This is a genomic window from Actinocorallia lasiicapitis, from assembly GCF_054778695.1.
The window spans coordinates 12,758-35,576 of the sequence record NZ_BAAGZI010000018.1; the positions used below are offsets into that span (position 1 = coordinate 12,758).

The window sequence follows — 22,819 nt, forward strand, 5'->3', positions numbered from 1 at the left end:
CGCGTCAGCCGGGTCCGGGCTCATCTCAGGACGTGGTGGACCAGTTCGCGGAGGGCGCTGGTCAGGTGGGATTCGCCTACGGTGGCGTGGTGGGGGCCGATGTCGATGTCGTAGACGAACTGGTCGGCGGACGGGCCCCCGGGAGGGGGGAGCGCCTGCAGATCCACCCGGGCGATCAGCGAGCGCAGGACGGGATCGCCCGCCGTGTCGGCCTCGCCGCGCCGTTCGATTCCGGCGAAACCACCGGATCGGACCACCGTGACTTTCATGTCCTTACGCCTACCCCCAGCCAGGCGTTCCGCACCGCCGACTCCTCATCGGAACCGGTTCCGTACCGCGCGGAAGCGGCATGGAGGGTGGCGGCGGCGAAGTCGGTGAAAGTGGCGTCGGGGTAGAGGGTTCCGCCGGTCAGCGTGTCGAACCAGACCTGGCCCGCCCGCTCCCAGGAGTGGCCGCCGAGCTCGGTGGCGGCCAGATAGAACGCCTTGTTCGGGATGCCGGAATTGATGTGGACGCCGCCGTTGTCGCTGTGCGTACGGACATACTGGTCCATATGACCGGGTTGCGGGTCCTTGCCGAGCTGCGGGTCGTCATAGGCGGTGCCCGGGTCCTTCATCGACCGCAGCGCCACCCCGTTGACGCTCGGCGCCAGCAGCCCCTCGCCGATCAGCCAGTCGGCCTCGCCGACGGTGTGCGCCAGATGGAACTGCTTGATCATCGACCCGAAGACGTCCGACATCGACTCGTTGAGCGCCCCGGACTGCCCGAAATAGGCGAGCCCCGCGGTGTACTGGGTGACCCCGTGGGTCAGCTCGTGCCCCGTGACGTCCAGCGGCCCGGTGAAGTCGGTGAACAGCACCCCGTCGCCGTCGCCGTAGACCATCTGCTCGCCGTTCCAGAAGGCGTTGTCGTAGCCGACCCCGTAGTGCACGGTCGAGATCATCGACATTCCGGCGTTGTCGATCGAGTTGCGGTCGTAGACGTCCTCATAGAACCTGAACGTGACGCCCAGCCAGTCGTAGGCCCGGTCGGTCGTGGTGTCGCCGGTGGGGTCTCCGCCCTCGGTCCTGACGGTGTCGCCGGGCAGCTCGTCCCGGTGCCGGGCGTCCTTGATCGTCCGGTCGGGTTCGTCGCGTCTGCCGTTGCCCACGGGCGGCAGATCGGGGGCGAGCCGTCTGCCGGTCCGGGTGAAGGAGTCGAGCTGCAGGTTCCGGAGTGCCCGGGCGCGCAGTGCGGGATCGTCGGTGCGCTCGACGACCCGTTCCAGGATGTGAGGGGGGACGATCGTGCATCTCATGGCGTCAACGTTGTCATGGGCCGGTGATTCCGGCCACAGGAACGCCGTGACACGCCGTCCACTTCCTGTCGCCGACGGTAGATGGGGGAGAATGTTCCGGTGACGATCTACCGCGACGAGGGCATCGTGCTCCGCACCCACAAACTGGGCGAGGCGGATCGGATCGTGACGATCCTGACCAGGCGGACGGGCCGGATCCGGGCCGTGGCCAAGGGCGTCCGGAAGACCAAGTCCCGGTTCGGGGCCCGGCTGGAACCGTTCACCCATGTGGATCTCCAGCTCTACGAGCGCCGCTCCCTGGATCTGATCTCCCAGGCCGAGACCATCCGCCCCTACGGGGAGCCCCTGGTCAGCGACTACCCGCGCTACACGGCCGGGGTGGCGATGCTGGAGACGGCCGAGAAGCTGACCGCGGAGGAGCGCGAGCCGTCGCTTCGGCAGTTCCTGCTGCTGGTGGGCGGGCTGCGCACTCTGGGGGACCGCTCCCACGAGCCCAGGCTCGTCCTGGACGCGTTCCTGCTGCGCTCCCTGTCGATCGCGGGCTGGGCGCCCGCCCTGGACGAGTGCGCGCGGTGCGGCGGCCGGCAGGGCATCCGCTGGTTCTCCATCGCCGCCGGCGGGGCGATCTGCCTGGCCTGCAAGGTGCCGGGCTCGGCGACCCCGGCCCCGGACACCTTCGCGCTGATGATGGCCCTGCTCCGGGGCGAATGGGATATCGCGGACAATAGTCAGGACCGTCACCGCATAGAGTGCAGCGGTCTCGTGGCGGCCTACCTGCAGTGGCATCTGGAGCACGGCATCAGGTCGCTGCGGCACGTGGAGCGGGACAGGCCCGCCCCCCGTGACGGAGCCGTACAGGATGATCAGGAAAGAAGGACTGCGAGTGAAGTTCCGCGCCCCGGATCCTCACCCGAGCGGAGCGAAGCCGCCGGTACTGCCCAAGGAACTCGTCCCTAAGCACGTCGCCATGGTGATGGACGGCAACGGGCGCTGGGCCAAGGAGCGCGGCCTGCCCCGTACCGAGGGCCACAAGATGGGCGAGTACTCGCTCTTCGACGTGATCGAGGGCGCCATCGAGCTGGGCGTCCCGTATCTGTCGGCGTACGCGTTCTCCACGGAGAACTGGCGGCGCTCGCCGGAGGAGGTCCGCTTTCTGATGGGCTTCAACCGCGACGTCATCCGGCGCCGCCGCGACCAGCTCAACGAGATGGGCGTCCGGATCGTCTGGGCGGGGCGCACCCCGAAGCTGTGGCGTTCGGTGGTCAAGGAGCTCCAGGACGCCGAGGCCATGACGGTCGGCAACGACGTGCTCACCCTGCAGTTCTGTGTGAACTACGGCGGCCGGGCCGAGATCGCCGACGCCGCCGCCGCGATCGGCCGTGACGTCGCCGCGGGCAAGCTCAACCCCGACAAGATCACGGAGAAGGTCTTCGCCCGCTACCTGTACCAGCCGCAGCTTCCGGACGTGGACCTGTTCCTGCGGCCGTCGGGGGAGCAGCGCACCTCGAACTACCTGATCTGGCAGTCGGCCTACGCCGAGATGGTCTTCCAGGACACCCTCTGGCCGGACTTCGACCGCCGGCACCTCTGGTACGCCTGCGAGCTGTACGCCTCGCGCGACCGGCGCTACGGGGGAGCGATCCCCAACCCGGTCGTCACCTGAGTATTCGGGGCTCTGTCCTCGCCGGTCCGCTCGCGCGCCGTGAGAGCGGACCGGCGAGGACAATTTCAGACTAAACCTGTAGGAAAAGTCTGTCAATCTGGCGTTCTAGGTGACGTTCACGGCCTTCCACGCGGACGCGACGGCGCCCTGCTCGGAGCTGCCGTCGCCGAACAGGTCACGGGCGGCGTTCAGGGTCGCCGTCCGGGCGCCCGCGTAGGTCGTCCCCGACGTCATATAGGTGGTCAGCGCCCGGTACCAGATCCGGACGGCCTTCTCCCGGCCGATCCCGGCGACCGCCACGCCGTCGAAGGTCGGGCTGTCGTAGGCCACCCCGTTGATCGTCTTCGGCCCGCTGCCCTCGGCCAGCAGATAGAAGAAGTGGTTGCCGACGCCCGAGGAGTAGTGGACGTCCAGCTTGGCGAGCGAGGACGACCAGTAGTCGGCCGACTTGCCGTCCCTGCTGGGCCTGTCCATGTAGCGCAGCGCGGACTTGCCGAAGCCCGGCAGGACGATCTTCTCGCCGATCAGGTAGTCGCCCGGGTCGGCGGAGTTGGCGGCGAAGAACTCCACGGCGCTGCCGAAGATGTCGGAGGTGGCCTCGTTGAGGCCGCCGGACTCGCCGCTGTAGGTGAGGTTGGCCGTGGCGCTCGTCACGCCGTGGCTCATCTCGTGGGCGGCGACGTCCAGGCTGGTCAGCGGGCCGACCTGGGTGCCGTCGCCGTCGCCGTAGGTCATGCAGAAGCACGACTCGTCCCAGAAGGCGTTGGCGTACTTGCTGCCGTAGTGGACCCGGTTGTAGGAGCCCTTGCCGTCGTTCTTGATGCCGTTGCGGCCGAAGAAGGTCTTGTAGAAGTCCCAGGTCTGGTCGGTGCCGTACTGGGCGTCCACGGCGACCGTGGACTTGTCGGCGGTGGCGCCGCTGCCCCAGTGGTTGTCGGCGTCGGTGAACTTGGTGTTCGGCGCGCGCCACAGACAGAAGATCCAGATGCAGAAGTCGCTCTGGTTGGCGGCGTCGGCGGTGTAGGTGTTGCCGCGGGTGGGGTCCTGCAGGGTGAAGGTGGAGCCGGTCTTGGTCGTCTGCAGCGGCACCGTGCCGCCGTACAGCGACTTCCCGTCGCCGACCTCGGTCATGACCGTCTCCTCGCGGAGCAGGACCTTCCCGGTGGACGCGTCGACGGAGACCCACACCTTGCTGGGGGTGCCGTCCGCGGTCTGGCCGCTGACCAGCCAGCGCCACGCCAGCCGGGGCTTGCGGTCGGGGGTGCGCGCCTCGTAGACCAGGCCGGCGGAGCCCGCGGCGGGCTGCCGTCCGCCGAACGCGGCGATCCCGCCGGCCTTCGAGGCGCTGATCTTCTGGGTGGTGCGGTGCGGGGCGGCCGTCAGGGTCCGGCTGACGTTCCGCAGCCGTCCTTCCCTGGTGCGGTGCTCGACCAGGTCGCCGCCAAGGACCGGCAGGCCGCCGAAGGTCCGGACGAGGCGGGTATGGGTGGTGCCGTCGGGATCCTTGGTGACGGTCGCGATCTGGAAGACGTCGGCCGGTTCCGCGGCCGCGGGCAGGGGGGCCAGGGCGGCCGCGGTGAGTGCGGCGGCGGTGGCGGCGGTGAGGGTGGCGCGCTTGCGCATGGAGGGACCACCTTTCGAGTAAGTGGTCTTTTATTGCATGGGGGGCGGAATGGCGTCCATGTTGGGGAATGTCATAGTTAGCCGCTATCGTGCGCGTCCATGAGCTACCCCCCGTCGGGCAACCAGCCCCCGTCGTTCGACCCTTACGGCCAGCAGCAGCCCGCTTCGCCGTATGGGCAGCCCCAGCAGCCGTATGGTCAGCCGCAGCCGGGTGCTTACCAGCAGCCCGCCCCCGGGGGATTCGGTGCCCCGCCCCCCGCGCCGGGCGCCTACCCCGGCCAGGCCCCGCCCCCGTACCCCGGCGGCGACCCCTTCGCCCAGCCCGGCGGCTTCCCCCCGGGCCCGCCGCCGCGGCACCGCCCCAACAAGGCGCTCCGCGGCCTCCTGTCGATCGGCGGCACGATCGGCCTGATCGTGGTCCTGGCGGGCGTCCGGGGCGCGTTCTCCGGTGGTGGTGACAACGACCTGCGCGACGACAAGGCGCCCTCGAACGCGCTCAAGCCCAGCTCGGAGATCACCAAGGCCGGTGATCTGGACGCCAAGGAGCTGCGCCTCGGCGACTGCTACAAGGAGCAGCTCAAGGTGGGCGCGGGCGAGGAGAGCATCGACACGCTCAAGGCGATCCCGTGCACCCAGGCCCACAACGCCCAGGTCATCGCGGTGACCACGATGACGGGCCTCCGGTCGTCCGACGCGATCCTGAAGAAGTGCCAGAGCCTGGAGCTCCAGTGGAGCAAGCGGTACCCGGCCTACGCGAAGCGGGTCTTCGGTCCCAACGGCGGGCAGGGCGGCGTCTCCTACCTCTCGCCGGACACCCTGGGCTGGAAGAGCAGCGGGCTGAACAAGATCACGTGCAGTGTCGTCACGGACGGAACGCTGACCGCGAAGCTGCCCACTCTGTAATTACATAACTGTCATTCACCGCCCCCGGTTTCTTTACCGGGGGCGGTTCTGTTTGCACGAACCCTTGTCCTGCTGGGTTTTCGCGACCGATCACAGACCGATCACGTGCCGAACCATGGTGTCTGTTTTGTCGTTTCTTGACAGGTCTGGTTAACTCTTAGTTATCCAGTCGGGAGCACCCCGGTTCATCTGCTCCCGTCCTAGTTCAAGTGCGACTCAAGGTCGCGTCAGCGCACCGCGCCTCAGCGCGTACGGCTGCGCAAGTCCCCGCCTTTTCCAACCGCGGCGCCCTGTTTCCACGCGCCCCGGCGGGGCTGTCCTGTCCGCAGAACAAAGGATTTCCGTGCAGAAGCAGGCTCTTACCGCGTCCGTCGCCGGTGGCGTCACCCTCGTTGCCGCGATCACCGCGGGACTCATGGTCAACACCAACGACGTCTCGACCGCGACCGATGCGCTGGGCGCTCCCAAGCAGGCGATCGCGGCACAGAAGAACAGCTCCAAGGACAAGCGCGAGCAGGCCGAGCAGAAGGCCGCGAAGAAGGCCGACGAGGCGAAGGCGCTGCTCGCGGGCTCGACGACCGCGTCCTACTTCTGGGACGACGGCTCGGGCGTCAACGGCGACACCGGCGCCCCCGCCGGCGGCAAGCCGATGCAGAAGGGCCTGTTCGCCTCACCGAGCTGGCCGCTCCACACCAAGGTGAAGGTCTCCTACAACGGCCGTTCCGTCACCGGCTTCATCGGCGACCGCGGCCCGGGCAGCCCGTCCCACCGGGGCATCATGCTCGACCTCGACACCTACACCTTCCGCTACCTGCTCGACGGCAAGAAGCCCGCGAGCAAGTACAACGCGGGCACCGGTCAGGGTCACCTGAAGGGCCTCAAGTGGGAGGTTCTGGAGTGGGGCAAGGGCGCCGGCAAGAAGGGCCAGCCCCAGCCGTTCTAACAGACTTCAGGGAAAGGGCGGTGAGCTTCGGCTCACCGCCCTTTCGCGCATTCGGCGCACGTGCCGAAGATCTCCAGCGTGTGGGTCATTCCGGTGAATCCGTGTTCCGCGCCGACCTGGTCGGCCCATTTCTCGACCGCGGGCCCCGCCACCTCGACCGTCTTGCCGCAGGAGCGGCAGACCAGATGGTGGTGGTGCTCGCCGGTGGTGCAGGCCCGGTAGACGGCCTCGCCGTCGTCGGTGCGGAGCACGTCGACCTCGCCGGCGTCCGACAGCGCCTGGAGCGCGCGGTACACCGTGGTCAGGCCGATCTTGGAGCCTTCGGCGCGCAGGTAGGCGTAGATGTCCTGCGCGCTGCGGAAGCCGTCGCTGACCGCCAAGGCGCGCCGTACCGCGTCGCGTCTGGCTGTGGTCATGGTGTGGCCTCCTCGGCGGCTGGACGTGTCCCAGACTCTATCCGTCCGCCGCTCGCGCGGCGCAGGAGGAGGCCGCCCAGCGAGGCGGCGGCGAACAGGACCAGCGCGACCAGCACGATCGCCGGTCCCGGCGAGATGTTCACCTCGCCGGTGCTGAACTGGTAGGAGCCGGCGAGACCGCCGACCGCGGCGACCACCCCGAAGACCATGGCGAGCGCGGCGGTGGCCTTGAACCCTCTGGTCATCTGCTGGGACGCCGCGACCGGCACCACCATCAGCGCGCTGACCAGCAGCAGCCCGACCACGCGCATCGCGACCACGATCGTCAGCGCCGCGGTGACGGCCAGCAGGATGCTCAGGAACCGGACGGGCAGCCCGGACGCCCGCGCCACCTCCTCGTCCTGGCAGAGCAGGAACAGCTCCCGGCCGAAGACCGCCAGCACGGCCAGGACCGCCGCGACCAGCCCGCCGATCACCCACAGATCCGTCGCGGAGACGCTGCTGATCGAGCCGAACAGGTAGGCCAGCAGGTTGGAGGTGCTGCCGCCGGGCGCGAAGTTGGTGACGAGCACCCCGCCCGCGAGCCCGCCGTAGAACAGCAGGGCCAGGGCGACGTCGCCGCCGGTCCTGCCCCGGCTGCGCAGCAGTTCGATGGCGATCGCGCCGAGCGCGGAGACGACCACCGCGCCGAGCACCGGCGAGGTGCTGGTGACGAGGCCGAACGCGACCCCGGTCAGGGCGATGTGGCCGATGCCGTCGCCGAGCAGGGCGAGCCGCCGCTGCACGATGAAGGTGCCGACGGCGGGCGCGGCCAGCCCGATGAGGACGGCCGCGAGCAGCGCCCGCTGCATGAAGTCGTAGGAGAGCATGGTCATTTCCAGAGGGACGGCGCGGCCGCGGCGGGTGCGTGCGGATGGACGTGGTCGTGGCCGGGTTCCGCGCAGGGCCCGGTCGGCTCGGGGGCCGCGCCGGTGTGCACGATCCGGCCGTGGTCCAGCACCACGCTCCGGGTGATCAGCGGGGCGATCGGGCCCAGTTCGTGCAGGACCAGGATGATCGTCTTCCCTTCGGCGACCAGTGCGGCGAGGGTGTCGGCCAGCGCGGACTGGTGGGCGGAGTCCACCCCGGCGAGCGGCTCGTCCATGATCAGGACGTCGGGTTCGCCGGCCAGGGCACGGGCGATCAGCACGCGCTGCTGCTGCCCGCCCGACAGCCGGTCGGGGCTGCGGGAGGCCAGTTCGGCGACGCCGGTGGCGGCCATCGCCCGGTCCACGGCGGCGCGGTCGGCCCGGGAGGTGAATCGGAGCCGGGACTGGCGGGCCACCCGTCCCGAGGAGACGATCTCCCGGACGGTCGACGGCACCCCGCCGCCCACCTCCAGCCGCTGCGGGACATAACCGATCCGGCCCCAGTCCCTGAACCGGGCCGCGCCGAAGACCGCCCGCCGCCCCGAGCTCAGCGGGATCAGCCCCAGCAGCGCCCTGACCAGGGTGGACTTGCCGGAGCCGTTGGGGCCGAGCAGGGCGACGACCTCGCCCTGGCGGACGGTCAGGTCGATGCCGGACAGGATCGTGCGGCCGTCCAGCCGGACGTGTCCGTCATGGAGTTCGAAAACGGCATCCGTCATGGTTTCCATTGTCGGTCACCGGCAGGACAGCGCGGAGCGCAGCACGTCGAGGTTCTTGCGCTGGAGGGTGAGGTAGTCGTCACCCGAACCGTCCTTGACGCCTTCGATCGGATCGAGGACGGCCGTCTTGACCCCGGCGGAGCCGGCGAGCGTCTCGGCGATCTTCGGGCTGACCAGGGTCTCGGTGAAGACCGTGGTCACCCCGGTCTTCTTGATCTCCTCGGTGAGCTCGGCGAGCCGGCGCGGGGACGGCTCGGCCTCGGGGTCGATGCCCGCGATGCCGATCTGCTGGAGCCCGTACCGGTCGGCCAGGTAGGCGAACGCGCCGTGCGAGGTGACTATCTTGCGCTGGGCGCAGCTCTTGAGCCCCCGGGTGAAGTCGGTGTCGAGCGCGGTGAGCTCGCCCGCGGTCTTGGCGGCCCGCGCCTTGTAGTCGGCGGCGTTGCCGGGGTCGGCGGCGGCGAACCGGTCGCCGAGCGCGGTCGCGATCGTCGCCATCCGCGACGGGTCGAGCCAGACGTGCGGGTCGAAGCCGACCTCCTCGTGGCCGTGCTCCTCCTCTTCCTCGCCCTCGTGCTCCTCCTCGACCGTGACGGGCAGGGTCTTGACCAGCGACGCGGCGTCGAGGGAGCGGTCCTTCGCGTGCTGGGCGACGGCGTCGTCCACGGCGGGCTGCACGCCCTTCACATAGATCGTCAGCTTCCCGTCGCTGATCTCGGCGATCTGCTTGGGCGACAGCTCCAGGTCGTGCGGTTCCGCGCCGGGCTTGGTGAGGGTCGTGACCGCGACGTGCGCGCCGCCGACCCGCTCGGCCAGCCAGGCCACGGGGTAGAAGGAGGCGATCACCGCCGGTCGGCCGTCGGAGGCGGCGGGGGTTCCGCCGCAGCCGGCGGCGGTGGTGGCGAGGACGGCGGCGGTGAGGACGGCGGGGAGCAGAGCGGGGCGCTTCATGGCCCCAGTATCGGGGAAAATGAAAACGATTGTCAAAATCGTCGGATCTGCCCCTGCTTCAGGCGAGATCACCCGCCGCCAGCGCGAGCAGCAGCACGACGGCCCCGGCCCGCAGCAGCCGGTCCGCCGGACGGAGCTGCGGCCAGGACAGATAGAAGAACCAGCCGAGGAAGAGGGTCAGGGCGAACAGGCTCACTGCGCCCCAGGGGCCGCGCACCACCATGCCGACCAGCATCAGCAGCGTGACGACCACGGGCAGCACCCAGCGGGGCAGCCGGTGCAGGACGACGATCGGCACGGCGCTGGCGCGCACCACCGCTTCACGCAGGCTCATCCGGTCATCGTGCCAGCCCGTCCCGGGGCGCGGGGGCAGGCGGGGGTGCGACACTTCCGGGGTGATTGCGATGACCCGCTACCGCGTGCCCGACCCCGACGACTTCCAGGCCAAGATCGGCCCCGTGCTGGCCGCGCTCGAGGCGTCGCCCGGCTTCCTCTATGGCCGTCTCGGACGCAACGCCGACGAGCCTGATCTGTGGGTTCTTGTCACGGAATGGGAGGGCGCGGGCTATTACCGTAGGGCCCTGGGCGCCTGGGACGTCCGCTTGGCCTTCATTCCGCTCTCGACACTGGCGATCGACGAAGCCGGTGCATATGAGGTCGTCAAGCCCGGGTGAAAGATCGCTTAGCCCCCGTTTCCCCCTCGGCGTGTCCGGTGATCAAGGGCACATCGACACGGGGGGTAGCGAATGCGCGGCGCGGTTCTTTCCATCGGTATGGGTCTCGGCATCGGTCTCTACGGGCTCTCGGCGATGCCGGAGCGACCGGCCGAGGCCAAGATCCACAAGGTTCCGAAGGTGGTCTACGGGGGGGTCGAGCTGCCCGTCCCACGTGGCTGGAAGGTCTATGACCTGGCCAAGCAGCCGAAGAAGTGCATCAGGTTCGACGTCCACGCGATCTACGTGGGCCTGCCGAAGGGCGAGCCGAAGTGCCCGTCCAAGATCGTTGGCAGGACCGAGGCGATCCATCTGACGCCGATCGCGACGGTCCCGTCCATGAACCGCAGGACCGCACGGAAGCGGCTGACGACACTGAGAGTGACCGGCGGGGCGTCCCGGGAGTTCGCCCTCGCCCTGCCCGAGGCGGGGGTGCGGATCACCGGCACCTACGCCAAGCACCCCGAACGCCTGCAGAGCGTCCTGCGGCAGGCGTCGGTCGGCCCCGGCCGGACCAGGAGCGAGCCGCCGCCCAGGGCGACGATCACCCGCAGGGCCTGGGCGACGGGCCCCGGCTTCGACACCTGCGCGGCGCCGTCCCTGGCGACCATGCAGGCCTGGCGGAAGGCGTACGCCATCGCCAACATCTACATCGGCGGGGCGGCACGCGGCTGCGCCCAGCCCAACCTGACCTCGTCCTGGGTGCGGTCGGTGCGGCAGATGGGCTACCGGCTGATCCCCACCTATGTGGGACTCCAGGCGCCCTGCACGAACTTCGCCGCCAGGTTCAAGACCAAGGAGGCCGCCAAGCGCGGCAAGGAGGCCGCAAGCGACGCCGTCGCCAAGGCCAAGGCCCTCGGCATCCCGGCGAAGCGGCCCATCTACTTCGACATGGAGGCCTACAACTCGGGCAACACCACCTGCAAGAACGCCGTCATGACCTTCTTCGACGCCTGGACCAGGCGCCTGCACGCGCTGGACTACAAGTCGGGCGTCTACAGCAGCGCGGGCTCCGGCATCCGCGACCTCGGCCGCGCCCAGGGGATCAAGAAGCCGAACTCGATCTGGTTCGCCCACTGGGACGGCAGGGCCAAGACCACGCCCAGCTCCTACCTCGCGGCGACCTGGTGGGCGGAGCACCGGCGGATCAAGCAGTACCGTGGGGGCCACACCGAAACGCACGGGGGAGTGCAGCTCAACGTCGACAGCAACGTCGTCGACGGGCTCGTCTACTGACCGCCGGTCACCTGCGCGCCGCGAGCCGTAATACGACATGGTCGTCTACCCCGGTGCCCTAGACTCAAACCCGTTCAATTACCGGGGTTTAGCTGGAGACAAACACCATGGCCCGCCGTTCAGATGTGATGGAAAAGATCGTCTCGCTCTCGCAGAAGCGAGGCATCGTCTTCCCCTCCAGTGAGATCTACGGCGGACTTCGCGCCAGCTGGGACTACGGCCCGCTCGGCGTCGAGCTCAAGAACAACGTCAAGCGGCAGTGGTGGAAGTCGATGGTGCAGGGCCGCGAGGACGTCGTCGGCATCGACTCCTGCGTCATTCTCAACCGTGAGGTGTGGGAGGCCAGCGGCCATGTCGAGACCTTCACCGACCCGCTGACGGAGTGCCAGAGCTGCCACAAGCGGTTCCGCGCCGACCATCTGATCGAGGCGTACGAGGAGAAGAACGGCAAGGAGCCGGAGAACGGCCTCGCCGACCTGAACTGCCCGAACTGCGGCAACAAGGGCACCTTCACCGAGCCGAGGCAGTTCTCCGGTCTGCTGAAGACCTACCTCGGCCCGGTGGAGGACTCCTCCGGCCTCGCCTACCTGCGTCCCGAGACGGCGCAGGGCATCTTCATCAACTACAACAACGTCGAGCAGGCCGCGCGCCGCAAGGTGCCGTTCGGCATCGGCCAGATCGGCAAGTCGTTCCGGAACGAGATCACGCCGGGCAACTTCATCTTCCGGACCCGCGAGTTCGAGCAGATGGAGATGGAGTTCTTCGTCCAGCCCGGCACCGACGAGGAATGGCACCAGTACTGGATCGACTACCGGATGGCCTGGTACCGCGACCTCGGCATCCGTGAGGAGAACCTGCGCTTCTACGAGCACGCCGCCGAGAAGCTGTCGCACTACTCCAAGCGGACCGTCGACATCGAGTACCGCTTCGGCTTCCAGGGCAGCGAGTGGGGCGAGCTCGAAGGCATCGCCAACCGCACCGACTACGACCTGAAGGCCCACTCCAAGGCGTCGGGCAAGGAGCTCAACTTCTTCGACCAGGCGTCGGGCGAGCGGTACACGCCGTTCGTCATCGAGCCGGCGGCCGGTGTCGACCGGGCGATGCTGACCTTCCTCATGGACGCCTACACCGAGGACCAGGCCCCCAACGCCAAGGGCGTCATGGAGACCCGCACCAGCCTGCGGCTCGACCCGCGGCTGGCGCCCGTCAAGGTCGCGGTGCTGCCGCTGTCCCGCAACGCCGACCTGTCGCCGAAGGCCCGCGACCTGGCGGCTGCGCTCCGCAAGCACTGGAACGTCGAGTTCGACGACGCCGGCGCGATCGGCCGCCGCTACCGCCGCCAGGACGAGATCGGCACCCCGTTCTGCATCACCGTCGACTTCGACACCCTCGAGGACAACGCGGTGACGGTCCGGGAGCGCGACACGATGAAGCAGGAGCGCATCGGTCTCGACAACGTCGAGAAGTTCCTCGCCGCCCAGCTCATCGGCTGCTAGCGGTTTAGGGTGGACTCCGGCGGCTCGTCCGCGCTCATGTCGGGTGAGCGCGGGCGGGCCGCCTTCGTTTTCTCTGTTAGCCGGTCACCGTCAGCTGGTCACCGTTAGCTGGTCACTTGGAGGGACTGGTTGTACACCCCCGAGTTGGCGACCGTCTCGCCCTTGAGCGAGTAGGTGCCGGTGACCGTCGCGGTGCCGGGGCAGAGCCAGCTGCTACCGGAGCTGATCTTGTTGACGGTGGCGCCGTTCAGGCCCGCCTGCGCTTCGGCGACGGCGGGCACCGGCCGGTTGGGGTTGGTCGGGTTGTAGCCGTTGGCCGTGATGGTGCCGCCGAAGACGCAGGTGATGCCGCCGAAGATGTTCACGACGGCCTTGACCCGGAAGTTGGCGATGGTGACGGTCGCGTCCCGGCCGCCCGCGACGGGCGCGTAGGTGACGGCGCCGCCGGTCCACGGCGTGTTCTGGCTGCTGATCGTCGCGGTGGTGGTGCCCTGGCAGGCGGGTCCTGGCGGGGCGGGGGTCCAGGCGAACGTCGCGGACGCGATCGACAGCCCGGTGCCGTTGGAGTTGATCGAGCCGTTCATGGTGGAGCTGTTGCAGCTGCCGCTGCCGATCGAGGTGGACACGGTGGCGGTGCCGAGCAGGCCCGCCTGGACCTTGCCCGTGTAGGCGACGCCGCCCGGGTAGGTCTTGATGGTCGTGGTGGCCGCGTGGGCGGCCGGGACGCCCGCGACGAGCGCGGTGCCGGTCATGGCCGCCACCATGACCAGCTGTCGGGTTCGCTGCATGAGGGGTCTCCTTCGCTCAGCTCGTGACGAACAGCGTCTGGTTGTAGACGCCGGGGGAGGTCGCGCCGGTGAGCGCGTAGTTGGCCGTGACGGTCGCGCTGCCCGGGCACAGGAAGCTGCTGCCGGACTGCTTGGACGCGGGCGTGTTGTTCAGGCTGACCTGGAACTGGTTGCTCGCGGTGTCCGGCCGGTTGGGGTTGGTCGGGTTGTAGCCGTTGGCGGCCGCGGTGGTCGCGTAGATGCAGGTGATGCCGCCGAACAGCGGCACGACGGCCTTGAGCTTGACGCCGATGGAGACGGTCGCGTCCCGGCCGCCGGCGACGGGCGCGTAGGTGATGTTGCCGTTGTTCCACGGCAGGTTCTGCGGGGTGACGGTCGCGCCCGAGCAGCCGCCGAAGGTCGCGGCGGAGATGTTCAGCGGCGCTCCGGTCGCGGTGACCGTGCCGGTGAGCTGGGACGCGGTACAGCTACCGCCGCCCAGTGAGGTCGACACCGACGCCGCCCCGAGCAGGTTGGCCTGGACGGCGCCGCTGTAGGCGGCGGCCCCGGCACTGCCGGCCCGGACGGTCGTCGTGGCGGCGTGGGCCGGCGGTGCGAGGGTGAGTGCGGACAGCGCGGCCGCACTCACCATCGCGATTTGACGGATGTGTGACACCGGTAACTCCTTCGTCAGGTGGGATGTCACCGTGAACGTAAGAAGCCACCGGGGCCCGGTCAATGGGGCGAGGATTTTTCACATTGGCCTGAATGTGACAAATTCTCGCGTCCGCCGGCGGTGTCGGAACTCAGGTGAAGGGGAAGTGGCGCTGCCCGCGCTCCACCCCGATGACCTGCATGACGGCGTTGATGAGCGCGAGATGCGTGAACGCCTGCGGGAAGTTGCCCAGGTGGCGGCCGGTGTGGGCGTCGATCTCCTCCGCGTACAGGTGCAACTGGCTGGCGTAGGACAGCAGCTTGTGGCAGAGGGTCTTGGCCCGCTGCACCTCGCCGATGGTGACCAGTGCCGAGACCAGCCAGAACGAGCAGATCGTGAAGGTCCCTTCCTCCGACGTGAAACCGTCGTCGGTCTCCTGCGCGCGGTAGCGCAGGACGAGGTCGTCCTCGGTGAGCTCCTCGGCGATCGCCAGGACCGTGTCGCGGACCCGCTTGTCGTCCGCCGGCAGAAAGCCGAGCAGCGGGATCAGCAGCACGGACGCGTCCAGCGCCTTCGAGCCGTAGTGGGCGGTGAACACGCCCCGCTCGTCGAGGGCGTTGGCCAGGATGTCGTCGCGGATCTCGTCGGCGGCCTCCTGCCAGCGGCGCGCCCGGTCGGCCTCCTCCGCGCCGCGCAGCCGCGCCAGCCGCGCGCCGCGGTCGGCGGCCAGCCAGCAGAACACCTTCGAGGAGGTGAAGTGCTGCGGTTCGCCGCGCACCTCCCACATCCCGCAGTCCGGACGCCGCCAGTGCACCAGCGCCTCTTCGACCTGGGTGACGACGATCTTCCAGAGCCTGTCGTCGAGCCGGTCGCGCTTCTTGACGAACAGATAGACCGAGCCGATGATCGCGCCCCAGACGTCGTGCTGTGCCTGGGTGTAGGCGCCGTTGCCGATCCGGACGGGCTTGGCCCCGTCATAGCCCGACAGATGGTCGAGGGTCTCCTCGGGCAGCTCCGACCGGCCGTCGACGCCGTACATGATCTGCAGATGGCCGTCGGACTGCTCGGCCATGTCGGTGATGAAGTGGAAGAAGTCGTTCGCTTCCCAGTCGTAGCCGAGCGCGTAGAACGCCCAGAGCGTCATGGTGCTGTCGCGGATCCAGGTGTACCGGTAGTCCCAGTTCCGGTCGCCGCCCGGGGTCTCGGGCAGGGACGTGGTGGCGGCCGCCGCGACCGCGCCGGTCGGCGCGTAGGTGAGGCCCTTGAGGGTGAGCGCGGCGCGCTGGAGGTAGGAGCGCCACGGGTGGTCGGGGAAGTCGCCCCGGTCCAGCCAGTGCTGCCAGTGGTGGATGGTCCAGCGGAGCTGGTCGTCGGCGGCGTCGATGGTGAGCGGCGCGCCGTGTGAGCTCCACGACAGCGCGACGAACCGCGACTCGCCCTCCTTGAGCAGGGTGCGGCTGGTGGCGAGCGACCCCTCGAACCCGACGTTCATGTCGGTGTGCAGGTCGATCCGCTGGCCCGCGCCCTCCGCGACGGCCGCGTGGTAGCCGTCGCCGCTGTACTGCCAGCGGGCGGGGGAGCGGCCGTAGTCGAAGACCGGCATGCAGTCCATCCGGACCTGCACGCTGCCGTTGACGCACTTGACCTTGCGGAGCAGGACGTGCGCCGCGTCGTAGTCGGTGGGCGCGCGCCGGTGCGACTCCGACCGCTCGGTCTCGTGGTGCCACGGCCCCATGATCAGGGCGTCGGTGACGACGAGCCAGCCGCCCGGAGTCCACCAGGTGGTCTCCAGGACCATCGTGCCGGGGATGTACCGCTGCGCGGCGGGCACCTCCACCCCGGCCGGGCCGATCCGGAAGTAGCCAGCGTCACGGTCCAGGATCGAGCCGAACACGCTGGGCGAGTCGATCCGCGGCACGCACAGCCACTCGACGTTCCCGGACGGCGCTATCAAGGCCGTGGTCTCGCAGTCGGACAGGAAACCGAAGTCCGCGATCGGCGCGAACGGTTCCGCGAACGGTTCACTGCCAGGTCCCAGGGCCCCACGGCGACGCACGGCCTCACCCCCTTCATACGTACCTTCCCCGGATTTCACGGGTGATCAGTCCCCAATCTACTGTGAAAAAACCGCAAAGTTTACTGAACCGGACTATTGGAATAGACCACGGTGCCCACCCTGACCAGCGGAAATACTGTTGGGACAAAGGGTGCGACAAGGTACGGACCAGGCAACAGGTACAGTCCCCGACCAAAGGGTGGAAGGAGCTGGTGGCCGTGCCGAAGTTCGTTTACGACTTCACTGAGGGCAACAAAGATCTTAAAGATCTGCTGGGTGGAAAAGGTGCGAATCTTTCCGAGATGACAAATCTCGGCCTTCCTGTGCCTCCGGGGTTCACGATCACCACGGAGGCTTGCCGGACCTACCTCACCGAGGGCGCACCGCCCGCGGAACTCACCGACGAGGTCTCCGCCCATCTGGCGGCGCTGGAGTCGGCGATGGGCAAGCAGCTCGGCCAGTCCGACGACCCGCTGCTGGTCAGCGTGCGTTCCGGGGCCAAGTTCTCGATGCCCGGCATGATGGACACGGTCCTCAACATCGGGCTCAACGACGACTCGGTCATCGGCCTCGCCAAGCAGGCAGGCAACGAGCGGTTCGCTTGGGACTCCTACCGCCGTCTCATCCAGATGTTCGGCAAGACCGTGCTGGGCGTCGACGGCGAGCTGTTCGAAGAGGCGTTGGAAGAACTGAAGCACGCCAAGGGCACGCACGACGACCTCGCGCTGGACGCCGCCGACCTGCAGGGCCTGGTCGCCTCGTTCAAGCAGATCGTCCGCGACCAGGCCGGCCGGGAGTTCCCCGCCGACCCGCGCGAGCAGATGGATCTGGCGATCAAGGCCGTCTTCGACTCGTGGAACTCCGACCGGGCGATCCTCTACCGCCGGCAGGAGCGGATCCCCGCCGACCTCGGCACGGCCGTCAACGTCTGCTCGATGGTCTTCGGCAACCTCGGCATGGACTCGGGCACCGGTGTCTGCTTCACCCGCGACCCCGCCTCCGGCCACCAGGGCGTCTACGGCGACTACCTGCAGAACGCGCAGGGCGAGGACGTCGTCGCCGGTATCCGCAACACGATGCCGCTGGCGCAGCTCGGCGAGATCAACCAGCCGGTCTACGAAGAGCTGCTCGCCATCATGGACAAGCTCGAGAACCACTACCGCGACCTGTGCGACATCGAGTTCACGGTGGAGCGCGGCAAACTGTGGATGCTGCAGACCCGGGTGGGCAAGCGCACCGCGGGCGCCGCTTTCCGGATCGCCGTCCAGCTCGTCGACCAGGGCCTGATCGACCTCGACGAGGCCGTCCACCGCGTCTCCGGCGACCAGCTCGCCCAGCTCATGTTCCCCCGGTTCGACGACAAGGCCGACAAGGTGCGCATCGGCAAGGGCATGAACGCCTCGCCCGGCGCGGCCGTCGGCAAGGCCGTGTTCTCCTCGGAGGCCGCCGTGGCCGCCGCGGCGCGCGGCGAGAAGGTCATCCTGGTCCGCCGGGAGACCAACCCCGACGACCTCACCGGCATGATCGCCGCCCAGGGCATCCTGACCTCGCGCGGCGGCAAGACCTCCCACGCCGCCGTCGTCGCCCGCGGCATGGGCAAGACCTGCGTGTGCGGCGCCGAAGAACTCGACATCGATGTGAAGGCGCGCACCCTGCGGGTCGGCGACCTGACCGTCAACGAGGGCGACGTGCTCTCGATCGACGGCTCGTCCGGCGCGGTCTACCTCGGTGAGGTGCCCGTCTCCAGCTCGCCCGTCGTCCAGTACTTCGAAGGCGAACTGGCCGCCGAGGACGGCGACGAGCTGGTCCAGGCCGTCCACCGGATCATGACCCACGCCGACGCGGCGGCGCGGCTCGCCGTCCGGGCCAACGCCGACACCCCCGAGGACAGCGCGCGGGCCCGCCGGTTCGGCGCGACGGGCATCGGCCTGTGCCGCACCGAGCACATGTTCCTGGGCGACCGCCGCCAGCTCATCGAGGACCTGATCCTCGCCGAGACCGACGCCGCGCGCGAAGCCGCGCTCGAGGCGCTCGAACCGCTCCAGCGGTCGGACTTCCGGGGCATCCTCGCCGAGATGGACGGCCTGCCGGTGACGATCCGGCTCATCGACCCTCCGCTCCACGAGTTCCTCCCGGATCTGACCGAACTTTCGGTGAAGGTGGCGCTCGCGGGCGACAAGGCCGAAGCGAAGGACCGGCGGCTCCTGGAGTGCGTCCACCGGCTCCACGAGCAGAACCCTATGCTCGGCCTGCGCGGAGTGCGCCTCGGTTTGGTGATTCCCGGCCTTTTCGCGATGCAGGTGCGGGCGATCGCCGAAGCGGCCGCCGACCGGCTCGCCGAAGGCGGCGACCCCCGTCCCGAGATCATGATCCCGCTGGTGGGGTCGATCCAGGAACTGGAACACGCCCGTGAGGAGGCCGAGACCGTCCTCGCGTCGGTCGCCGGCTCGGCGAAGGCGCTCATCGGCACGATGATCGAGCTGCCGCGCGCCGCGCTGACGGCCGGCCAGATCGCCGAGGCCGCCGAGTTCTTCTCCTTCGGCACCAACGACCTCACCCAGACCACCTGGGGTTTCTCCCGCGACGACGTGGAGGCGGCGTTCTTCAGCCGCTACCTCGACCTCGGCATCTTCGGCGTCTCTCCGTTCGAGACGCTCGACCGGGACGGCGTCGGCCGGCTCGTGCGGATCGCCGTCGAAGAGGGACGTAAGACCCGTCCGGGGATCAAGCTGGGCGTCTGCGGCGAGCACGGCGGCGACCCCGACTCGGTGCACTTCTTCCACGAGGTCGGGCTCGACTACGTGTCGTGCTCGCCGTTCCGAGTACCGGTGGCCCGGCTCGAGGCGGGCCGGGCCGCGGTCGAGACGGCGGGCAGCGACAGCCGCTGAACCCCGCCGCCGAACTCCCGGGAACTCAGCCGGGGAACTCCCCGGTGAACAAGGTGATCCGTAACGTCGTCTGACCTAGTGTGGGTACCGAGATGGCGATGGATGCGGACGTGACCGGGACAGAGCGGGACCAGACCGAGCAGGACGGCGCCGAGCGGGTGGAGCGGCGCCGTCCGCGCCGCGCGCGCAGGCGCCGTCCCCGCTGGCTCGTCTGGACGGGTCGTCTGCTGTTCGTCGTGGTCGCGGTCTGCGTGCTCACCCCGGCGACGGTGGGCTGGCGGGTCTGGTACGAGGCCCGCCAGGACCACCACCCCAAGTCCGACGCGATCATCGTGCTCGGCGCCGCCCAGTACAACGGGGTCCCGTCGGACTATCTGCGGGCGCGGCTCGACCACGCGCTCGAGCTGTACCGCGAGGGCGTCGCCCCGGTGATCGTGACGGTCGGCGGCAAGCAGATGGGCGACCGCACCACCGAGGCGGCCTCCGGCGAGGTCTATCTGACCGGCAAAGGGGTCCCGGCCGGCAGCGTCGTGGCGTTGGAGACCGGCAGCGACACGCTGACCAGCATGAAGGCCGTCGGCAAGGAGTACCGGACGCGCGGCTGGAAGACCGGCGTGGTCGTCACCGACCCGTGGCACAGCCTGCGGTCGGACAAGATGGCCAGGGACAACGGGATCAGGGCGGTGTCGTCGCCGACGCGCAGCGGGCCGAGCGTGCAGACCCGCGACACCCAATTCCATTCGATCGTCCGGGAGACCGGCGGTTACCTGTACTACGTGCTCCTGGGCCGTTCCCGTGGGAAAATGTAAACGCCGATGTCACCCGGCCGCCCTACCATCGGAAGATGAACGGCTACTCTCCGCGTGACATCCAGCGTTGGGCCCCCGAACCGCCGAAACGGCGGGATCGCACCGCGTTCGAGCGCGATCGCGCACGGGTGCTGCACAGCGCGGCGCTGCGGCGGCTGGCCGCCAAGACCCAGGTCGCCGATCCGGGCGCGCACGACTTCCAGCGCACCCGGCTGACCCATTCGCTGGAGTGCGGGCAGGTCGGCCGGGAGCTCGGCAAGTCGCTGGGCTGCGATCCCGACCTGGTCGAGACGGCCTGCCTGGCCCACGATCTGGGGCATCCGCCGTTCGGCCACAACGGCGAGCAGGCCCTCGACGTGTTCGCGCAGCCGTGCGGCGGGTTCGAGGGCAACGCCCAGAGCCTGCGGCTGCTGACGAGGCTGGAGTACAAGTCGTTCGCCGACGACGGCCGCAGCGTCGGGCTCAACCTGACCAGGGCGACGCTGGACGCGACCATGAAGTATCCGTGGCGGCGGAACCACAATCCGCGCAAATATGGCGTGTACGACGATGATCTTGAAGTGGCGATCTGGGTCAGGGAGCACGCGCCGGAGAACCGCACCTGTTTCGAGGCGCAGGTCATGGACTGGTCGGACGATGTGGCCTACTCCGTCCACGACCTTGAGGACTCACTCGTCACCGGCGCGGTGAGCCTGGCGGCGCTGGCCGATCCTGACGAGCGCCGCGCCGTCTGCGTCACGGCCGCGAAGATGTACTGCGACGCGGAGGTCGAGGAGCTGGAGGAGCGGTTCGCGATCCTCCAGGGCCAGCCGTACTGGCCGCGCACCCTCGATCTGACGGCCTCCAGCTACGCCGCGCTGAAGAACCTGACGAGCTGGCTGATCGGCCGGTTCTGCCTGGCCGCCGAGGAGGCCACCCGGCTCGAGTACGGTTCCGGCCGGCTCACCCGCTACGCCGCCGACCTGGTCGTGCCGCGTGAGGTCAGGCTGGAGGTGGGGCTGCTCAAGGCCGTCACGGCGCACTATGTGTGGACTTCGTTCTCCGAGACCCGCGCCCACCAGCGGACCATCATCGCGGAGCTGGCCGAGGCGATCGCGGCGGGCGCGCCCGGCACCCTCGATCCGCTGTTCCGCTGGGCGTACGCCGACGCGGACGACGACGCGGCCCGGCTCCGGGTGGTCGTCGACCAGGTCGCCTCCCTCACCGACACCTCGGCCCTCGCCCGGCACAGCAGTCTCTGTGGGTAGGTGGACAGTTACTCCTCCGGCTGTTCAGATGAACGTGATGCTGCCGGACGAGGAGGTCCCCCATGCCCGCGCTGGAGTCCTATGTGATCGCAGGTGCCGGTCTGGCCGGTGCCAAGGCCGCCCAGACCCTGCGGGAGGAGGGCTTCGAGGGAACCGTGCTGCTGGTCGGCTCCGAACCGGAGCGCCCGTACGAGCGGCCGCCGCTGTCCAAGAGCGTGCTGCTCGGCCGGGAGCCCGACGACTCGGTCTACGTCCATGAGGAGATCTTCTACCGCGACCACGACATCCAGCTCCTGACGGGGACGACCGTCCTGTCGGTCGACCGGGAGCGGCGGCGCACCCGGCTGTCGGACGGCAGCGAGCTCCGCTACGACCGGCCGCTGCTGGCGACGGGCGACTCCCCGCGCCGGCTGCGGGTGCCGGGCGCGTCACTGGCGGGGGTGCACACCCTGCGGACCCTCGCCGACTCGCTGGCGCTCCGCGAGCAGCTCCGTGAGGGGGACCGGCACGTGGTGGTGGTCGGCGGGGGCTGGATCGGGCTGGAGACGGCGGCCGCCGCCCGCGAGTACGGCAACCGGGTGACCATCGTGGACGTCGAGTCGACCCCGCTGCACGTGCCGCTCGGCCCCGAGCTGGGGGCGCGGTTCGTGGACCTGCACCGGGCCAAGGGCGTCGAGCTGGTCTTCGAGGACGGCCTGTTCGCGATCCGCGGCCAGGGCTCGGTCGACCATGTGACGACCTCGCGCGGGGTGGAGCTCCCCGCCGACCTGGTCGTGGTCGCGGTGGGGGTGGCGCCGAACGTGGACCTGGCGAAGGTCGCGGGCCTGAAGGTCGACAACGGGGTCGTGGTCGACGCGTCGCTGCGGACCAGCGATCCGTACGTCTTCGCGGCCGGTGACGTCGCCAACGCCGAGCATCCGCTGTACCGCCGGCACATCCGGACCGAGCACTGGGCGAACGCCCTGCACTCGGGCCCCGCGGCGGCCCGGTCGATGCTGGGGCGGAACGTCGTCTACGACCGGATCCCGTACTTCTACTCCGACCAGTACGACCTGGGCATGGAGTTCTCCGGTTTCGCCGAGCCCGGCTGCTATGACCGGGTCGTCTACCGCGGTGACCCGGCCTCCGGCGAGTACGTCGCGTTCTGGCTCCAGTCGGGCCGGGTCGTCGCCGGGATGAACGTCAACGTCTGGGACGTCACCCAGGACATCCAGGCGCTGATCCGCTCCGCCGCCGAACCCGACCCGGCACGGCTGACCGACCCGAAGACGCCCCTGAGCGACCTGGTCTAGCGCTTGATCTGGTCGACGCGGCGGCCGTCGGGGCCGAAGAAGAACGTGCGGTCGAGGTCGAGGGCGAGGTGGACGTCGGCGCCGCGCTGCATCCCGCGGGCGTGGCCGGCGCGGAACAGCAGGTCGGTGCGGCGGCGGGCGCCCGGCTTGGACGGTTCGGGCGACGCCTGCTCGGGGAGCGCCCGGCCGAAGAGGCGGTGGCGCAGGTTGAGGCCGGTCGTGGTGTCGGAGGCGGCC

21 protein-coding genes and 2 pseudogenes are annotated in these 22,819 nt (G+C 69.4%); 11 read left to right on the forward strand and 12 right to left on the reverse strand.

Features of this window, described 5'->3' with window-relative positions; translation table 11 throughout:
* Positions 1 to 20 precede the first annotated feature (20 nt).
* Entirely contained in the window at positions 21 to 269 is a 249-nt protein-coding gene (locus tag ACYVE7_RS04130) for a protealysin inhibitor emfourin (protein WP_460363175.1), read from the reverse strand.
* Positions 266 to 1,297 (reverse strand): M4 family metallopeptidase, encoded by a 1,032-nt coding sequence (locus tag ACYVE7_RS04135; RefSeq protein WP_460363176.1) that lies wholly within the window; start codon positions 1,295 to 1,297, stop codon positions 266 to 268. The genes ACYVE7_RS04130 and ACYVE7_RS04135 overlap by 4 nt, the downstream gene beginning before the upstream one ends.
* Positions 1,298 to 1,396: 99 nt before the next feature.
* Here ACYVE7_RS04135 and recO point away from each other — a divergent pair.
* Together recO and ACYVE7_RS04145 are read left to right on the forward strand one after the other, a co-directional pair.
* Positions 1,397 to 2,122, forward strand: a pseudogene (gene recO / locus ACYVE7_RS04140) (DNA repair protein RecO); the annotation flags it as partial.
* A gap of 34 nt (positions 2,123 to 2,156) precedes the next feature.
* The gene (locus tag ACYVE7_RS04145; protein ID WP_460363177.1) at positions 2,157 to 2,960 is read left to right on the forward strand and encodes an isoprenyl transferase; all 804 of its coding nucleotides are present in this window, start codon (positions 2,157 to 2,159) and stop codon (positions 2,958 to 2,960) included.
* Positions 2,961 to 3,065: 105 nt separating this feature from the next.
* Here ACYVE7_RS04145 and ACYVE7_RS04150 read toward each other — a convergent pair whose 3' ends face one another.
* On the reverse strand, positions 3,066 to 4,583 hold the full coding sequence (locus tag ACYVE7_RS04150; protein ID WP_460363178.1) for a M4 family metallopeptidase: 1,518 nt from the start codon (positions 4,581 to 4,583) through the stop codon (positions 3,066 to 3,068).
* Positions 4,584 to 4,682: 99 nt separating this feature from the next.
* Between ACYVE7_RS04150 and ACYVE7_RS04155 the strand changes: the two genes are divergently transcribed.
* Positions 4,683 to 5,486: a hypothetical protein gene (locus ACYVE7_RS04155; RefSeq protein ID WP_460363179.1), complete on the forward strand. Its 804-nt coding sequence runs from the start codon at positions 4,683 to 4,685 to the stop codon at positions 5,484 to 5,486.
* 343 nt (positions 5,487 to 5,829) lie between these two features.
* Positions 5,830 to 6,429: an RlpA-like double-psi beta-barrel domain-containing protein gene (locus ACYVE7_RS04160; RefSeq protein ID WP_460363180.1), complete on the forward strand. Its 600-nt coding sequence runs from the start codon at positions 5,830 to 5,832 to the stop codon at positions 6,427 to 6,429.
* A 32-nt stretch (positions 6,430 to 6,461) separates the two neighbouring features.
* Here the strand turns inward: ACYVE7_RS04160 and ACYVE7_RS04165 are convergent, their stop codons facing one another.
* From ACYVE7_RS04165 to ACYVE7_RS04185, 5 genes are read right to left on the reverse strand one after another with little or no spacing between them, the layout of a single operon-like run.
* Positions 6,462 to 6,845 (reverse strand): Fur family transcriptional regulator, encoded by a 384-nt coding sequence (locus ACYVE7_RS04165; protein WP_460363181.1) that lies wholly within the window; start codon positions 6,843 to 6,845, stop codon positions 6,462 to 6,464.
* The gene (locus ACYVE7_RS04170; protein ID WP_460363182.1) at positions 6,842 to 7,720 is read right to left on the reverse strand and encodes a metal ABC transporter permease; all 879 of its coding nucleotides are present in this window, start codon (positions 7,718 to 7,720) and stop codon (positions 6,842 to 6,844) included. The genes ACYVE7_RS04165 and ACYVE7_RS04170 overlap by 4 nt, the downstream gene beginning before the upstream one ends.
* Complete coding sequence (locus ACYVE7_RS04175) at positions 7,717 to 8,481, reverse strand: metal ABC transporter ATP-binding protein (RefSeq protein ID WP_460363184.1); 765 nt, start codon at positions 8,479 to 8,481, stop codon at positions 7,717 to 7,719. Before ACYVE7_RS04175 ends, ACYVE7_RS04170 begins: the two co-directional genes overlap by 4 nt.
* A 6-nt stretch (positions 8,482 to 8,487) precedes the next feature.
* Positions 8,488 to 9,423 (reverse strand): metal ABC transporter substrate-binding protein, encoded by a 936-nt coding sequence (locus ACYVE7_RS04180; protein WP_460363185.1) that lies wholly within the window; start codon positions 9,421 to 9,423, stop codon positions 8,488 to 8,490.
* Between the two features lie 58 nt (positions 9,424 to 9,481).
* Positions 9,482 to 9,757: a DUF6703 family protein gene (locus ACYVE7_RS04185; RefSeq protein WP_460363186.1), complete on the reverse strand. Its 276-nt coding sequence runs from the start codon at positions 9,755 to 9,757 to the stop codon at positions 9,482 to 9,484.
* Between the two features lie 61 nt (positions 9,758 to 9,818).
* Here ACYVE7_RS04185 and ACYVE7_RS04190 point away from each other — a divergent pair, with 61 nt between their 5' ends.
* The 3 genes from ACYVE7_RS04190 to ACYVE7_RS04200 all read left to right on the forward strand — a co-directional run bounded on the left by ACYVE7_RS04190 (position 9,819) and on the right by ACYVE7_RS04200 (position 12,868).
* Positions 9,819 to 10,097 carry an antibiotic biosynthesis monooxygenase family protein gene (locus tag ACYVE7_RS04190; RefSeq protein ID WP_460363187.1) on the forward strand — a complete coding sequence of 93 codons (279 nt, stop codon included), beginning with the start codon at positions 9,819 to 9,821 and terminating at the stop codon, positions 10,095 to 10,097.
* Between the two features lie 99 nt (positions 10,098 to 10,196).
* Positions 10,197 to 11,372 carry a DUF1906 domain-containing protein gene (locus ACYVE7_RS04195; RefSeq protein ID WP_460363188.1) on the forward strand — a complete coding sequence of 392 codons (1,176 nt, stop codon included), beginning with the start codon at positions 10,197 to 10,199 and terminating at the stop codon, positions 11,370 to 11,372.
* A gap of 128 nt (positions 11,373 to 11,500) precedes the next feature.
* On the forward strand, positions 11,501 to 12,868 hold the full coding sequence (locus ACYVE7_RS04200; RefSeq protein ID WP_460363189.1) for a glycine--tRNA ligase: 1,368 nt from the start codon (positions 11,501 to 11,503) through the stop codon (positions 12,866 to 12,868).
* A gap of 104 nt (positions 12,869 to 12,972) precedes the next feature.
* Here the strand turns inward: ACYVE7_RS04200 and ACYVE7_RS04205 are convergent, their stop codons facing one another.
* The 3 genes from ACYVE7_RS04205 to ACYVE7_RS04215 all read right to left on the reverse strand — a co-directional run bounded on the left by ACYVE7_RS04205 (position 12,973) and on the right by ACYVE7_RS04215 (position 16,346).
* Positions 12,973 to 13,656, reverse strand: a complete 684-nt coding sequence (locus tag ACYVE7_RS04205) for a hypothetical protein (protein WP_460363190.1) — start codon at positions 13,654 to 13,656, stop codon at positions 12,973 to 12,975.
* Positions 13,657 to 13,672: 16 nt separating this feature from the next.
* Positions 13,673 to 14,311, reverse strand: a complete 639-nt coding sequence (locus ACYVE7_RS04210) for a hypothetical protein (protein WP_460363191.1) — start codon at positions 14,309 to 14,311, stop codon at positions 13,673 to 13,675.
* 130 nt (positions 14,312 to 14,441) lie between these two features.
* Positions 14,442 to 16,346 carry a glycoside hydrolase family 15 protein gene (locus tag ACYVE7_RS04215; protein WP_460363192.1) on the reverse strand — a complete coding sequence of 635 codons (1,905 nt, stop codon included), beginning with the start codon at positions 16,344 to 16,346 and terminating at the stop codon, positions 14,442 to 14,444.
* A gap of 218 nt (positions 16,347 to 16,564) precedes the next feature.
* Here ACYVE7_RS04215 and ppdK point away from each other — a divergent pair, with 218 nt between their 5' ends.
* The 4 genes from ppdK to ACYVE7_RS04235 all read left to right on the forward strand — a co-directional run bounded on the left by ppdK (position 16,565) and on the right by ACYVE7_RS04235 (position 22,582).
* Positions 16,565 to 19,234 (forward strand): pyruvate, phosphate dikinase, encoded by a 2,670-nt coding sequence (gene ppdK / locus ACYVE7_RS04220; RefSeq protein WP_460363193.1) that lies wholly within the window; start codon positions 16,565 to 16,567, stop codon positions 19,232 to 19,234.
* A 110-nt stretch (positions 19,235 to 19,344) separates the two neighbouring features.
* Positions 19,345 to 20,043 (forward strand): YdcF family protein, encoded by a 699-nt coding sequence (locus tag ACYVE7_RS04225; RefSeq protein ID WP_460363194.1) that lies wholly within the window; start codon positions 19,345 to 19,347, stop codon positions 20,041 to 20,043.
* A gap of 35 nt (positions 20,044 to 20,078) precedes the next feature.
* Positions 20,079 to 21,290 (forward strand): deoxyguanosinetriphosphate triphosphohydrolase, encoded by a 1,212-nt coding sequence (locus ACYVE7_RS04230; protein ID WP_460363195.1) that lies wholly within the window; start codon positions 20,079 to 20,081, stop codon positions 21,288 to 21,290.
* Between the two features lie 62 nt (positions 21,291 to 21,352).
* Entirely contained in the window at positions 21,353 to 22,582 is a 1,230-nt protein-coding gene (locus tag ACYVE7_RS04235; RefSeq protein WP_460363196.1) for an NAD(P)/FAD-dependent oxidoreductase, read from the forward strand.
* Here ACYVE7_RS04235 and ACYVE7_RS04240 read toward each other — a convergent pair.
* Positions 22,579 to 22,819: pseudogene (locus ACYVE7_RS04240) on the reverse strand (hypothetical protein); the annotation flags it as partial. The gene ACYVE7_RS04235 and the pseudogene ACYVE7_RS04240 overlap by 4 nt on opposite strands.

Coding starts and splice junctions, on each gene's coding strand:
- ACYVE7_RS04130 (WP_460363175.1), bottom strand. CDS start 269: ATGAAAGTCACGGTGGTCCGATCCGGTGGTTTCGCCGGAATCGAACGG.
- ACYVE7_RS04135 (WP_460363176.1), bottom strand. CDS start 1,297: ATGAGATGCACGATCGTCCCCCCTCACATCCTGGAACGGGTCGTCGAG.
- ACYVE7_RS04145 (WP_460363177.1), top strand. CDS start 2,157: ATGATCAGGAAAGAAGGACTGCGAGTGAAGTTCCGCGCCCCGGATCCT.
- ACYVE7_RS04150 (WP_460363178.1), bottom strand. CDS start 4,583: ATGCGCAAGCGCGCCACCCTCACCGCCGCCACCGCCGCCGCACTCACC.
- ACYVE7_RS04155 (WP_460363179.1), top strand. CDS start 4,683: ATGAGCTACCCCCCGTCGGGCAACCAGCCCCCGTCGTTCGACCCTTAC.
- ACYVE7_RS04165 (WP_460363181.1), bottom strand. CDS start 6,845: ATGACCACAGCCAGACGCGACGCGGTACGGCGCGCCTTGGCGGTCAGC.
- ACYVE7_RS04170 (WP_460363182.1), bottom strand. CDS start 7,720: ATGACCATGCTCTCCTACGACTTCATGCAGCGGGCGCTGCTCGCGGCC.
- ACYVE7_RS04175 (WP_460363184.1), bottom strand. CDS start 8,481: ATGGAAACCATGACGGATGCCGTTTTCGAACTCCATGACGGACACGTC.
- ACYVE7_RS04180 (WP_460363185.1), bottom strand. CDS start 9,423: ATGAAGCGCCCCGCTCTGCTCCCCGCCGTCCTCACCGCCGCCGTCCTC.
- ACYVE7_RS04185 (WP_460363186.1), bottom strand. CDS start 9,757: ATGAGCCTGCGTGAAGCGGTGGTGCGCGCCAGCGCCGTGCCGATCGTC.
- ACYVE7_RS04195 (WP_460363188.1), top strand. CDS start 10,197: ATGGGTCTCGGCATCGGTCTCTACGGGCTCTCGGCGATGCCGGAGCGA.
- ACYVE7_RS04200 (WP_460363189.1), top strand. CDS start 11,501: ATGGAAAAGATCGTCTCGCTCTCGCAGAAGCGAGGCATCGTCTTCCCC.
- ACYVE7_RS04205 (WP_460363190.1), bottom strand. CDS start 13,656: ATGCAGCGAACCCGACAGCTGGTCATGGTGGCGGCCATGACCGGCACC.
- ACYVE7_RS04230 (WP_460363195.1), top strand. CDS start 20,079: ATGAACGGCTACTCTCCGCGTGACATCCAGCGTTGGGCCCCCGAACCG.
- ACYVE7_RS04235 (WP_460363196.1), top strand. CDS start 21,353: ATGCCCGCGCTGGAGTCCTATGTGATCGCAGGTGCCGGTCTGGCCGGT.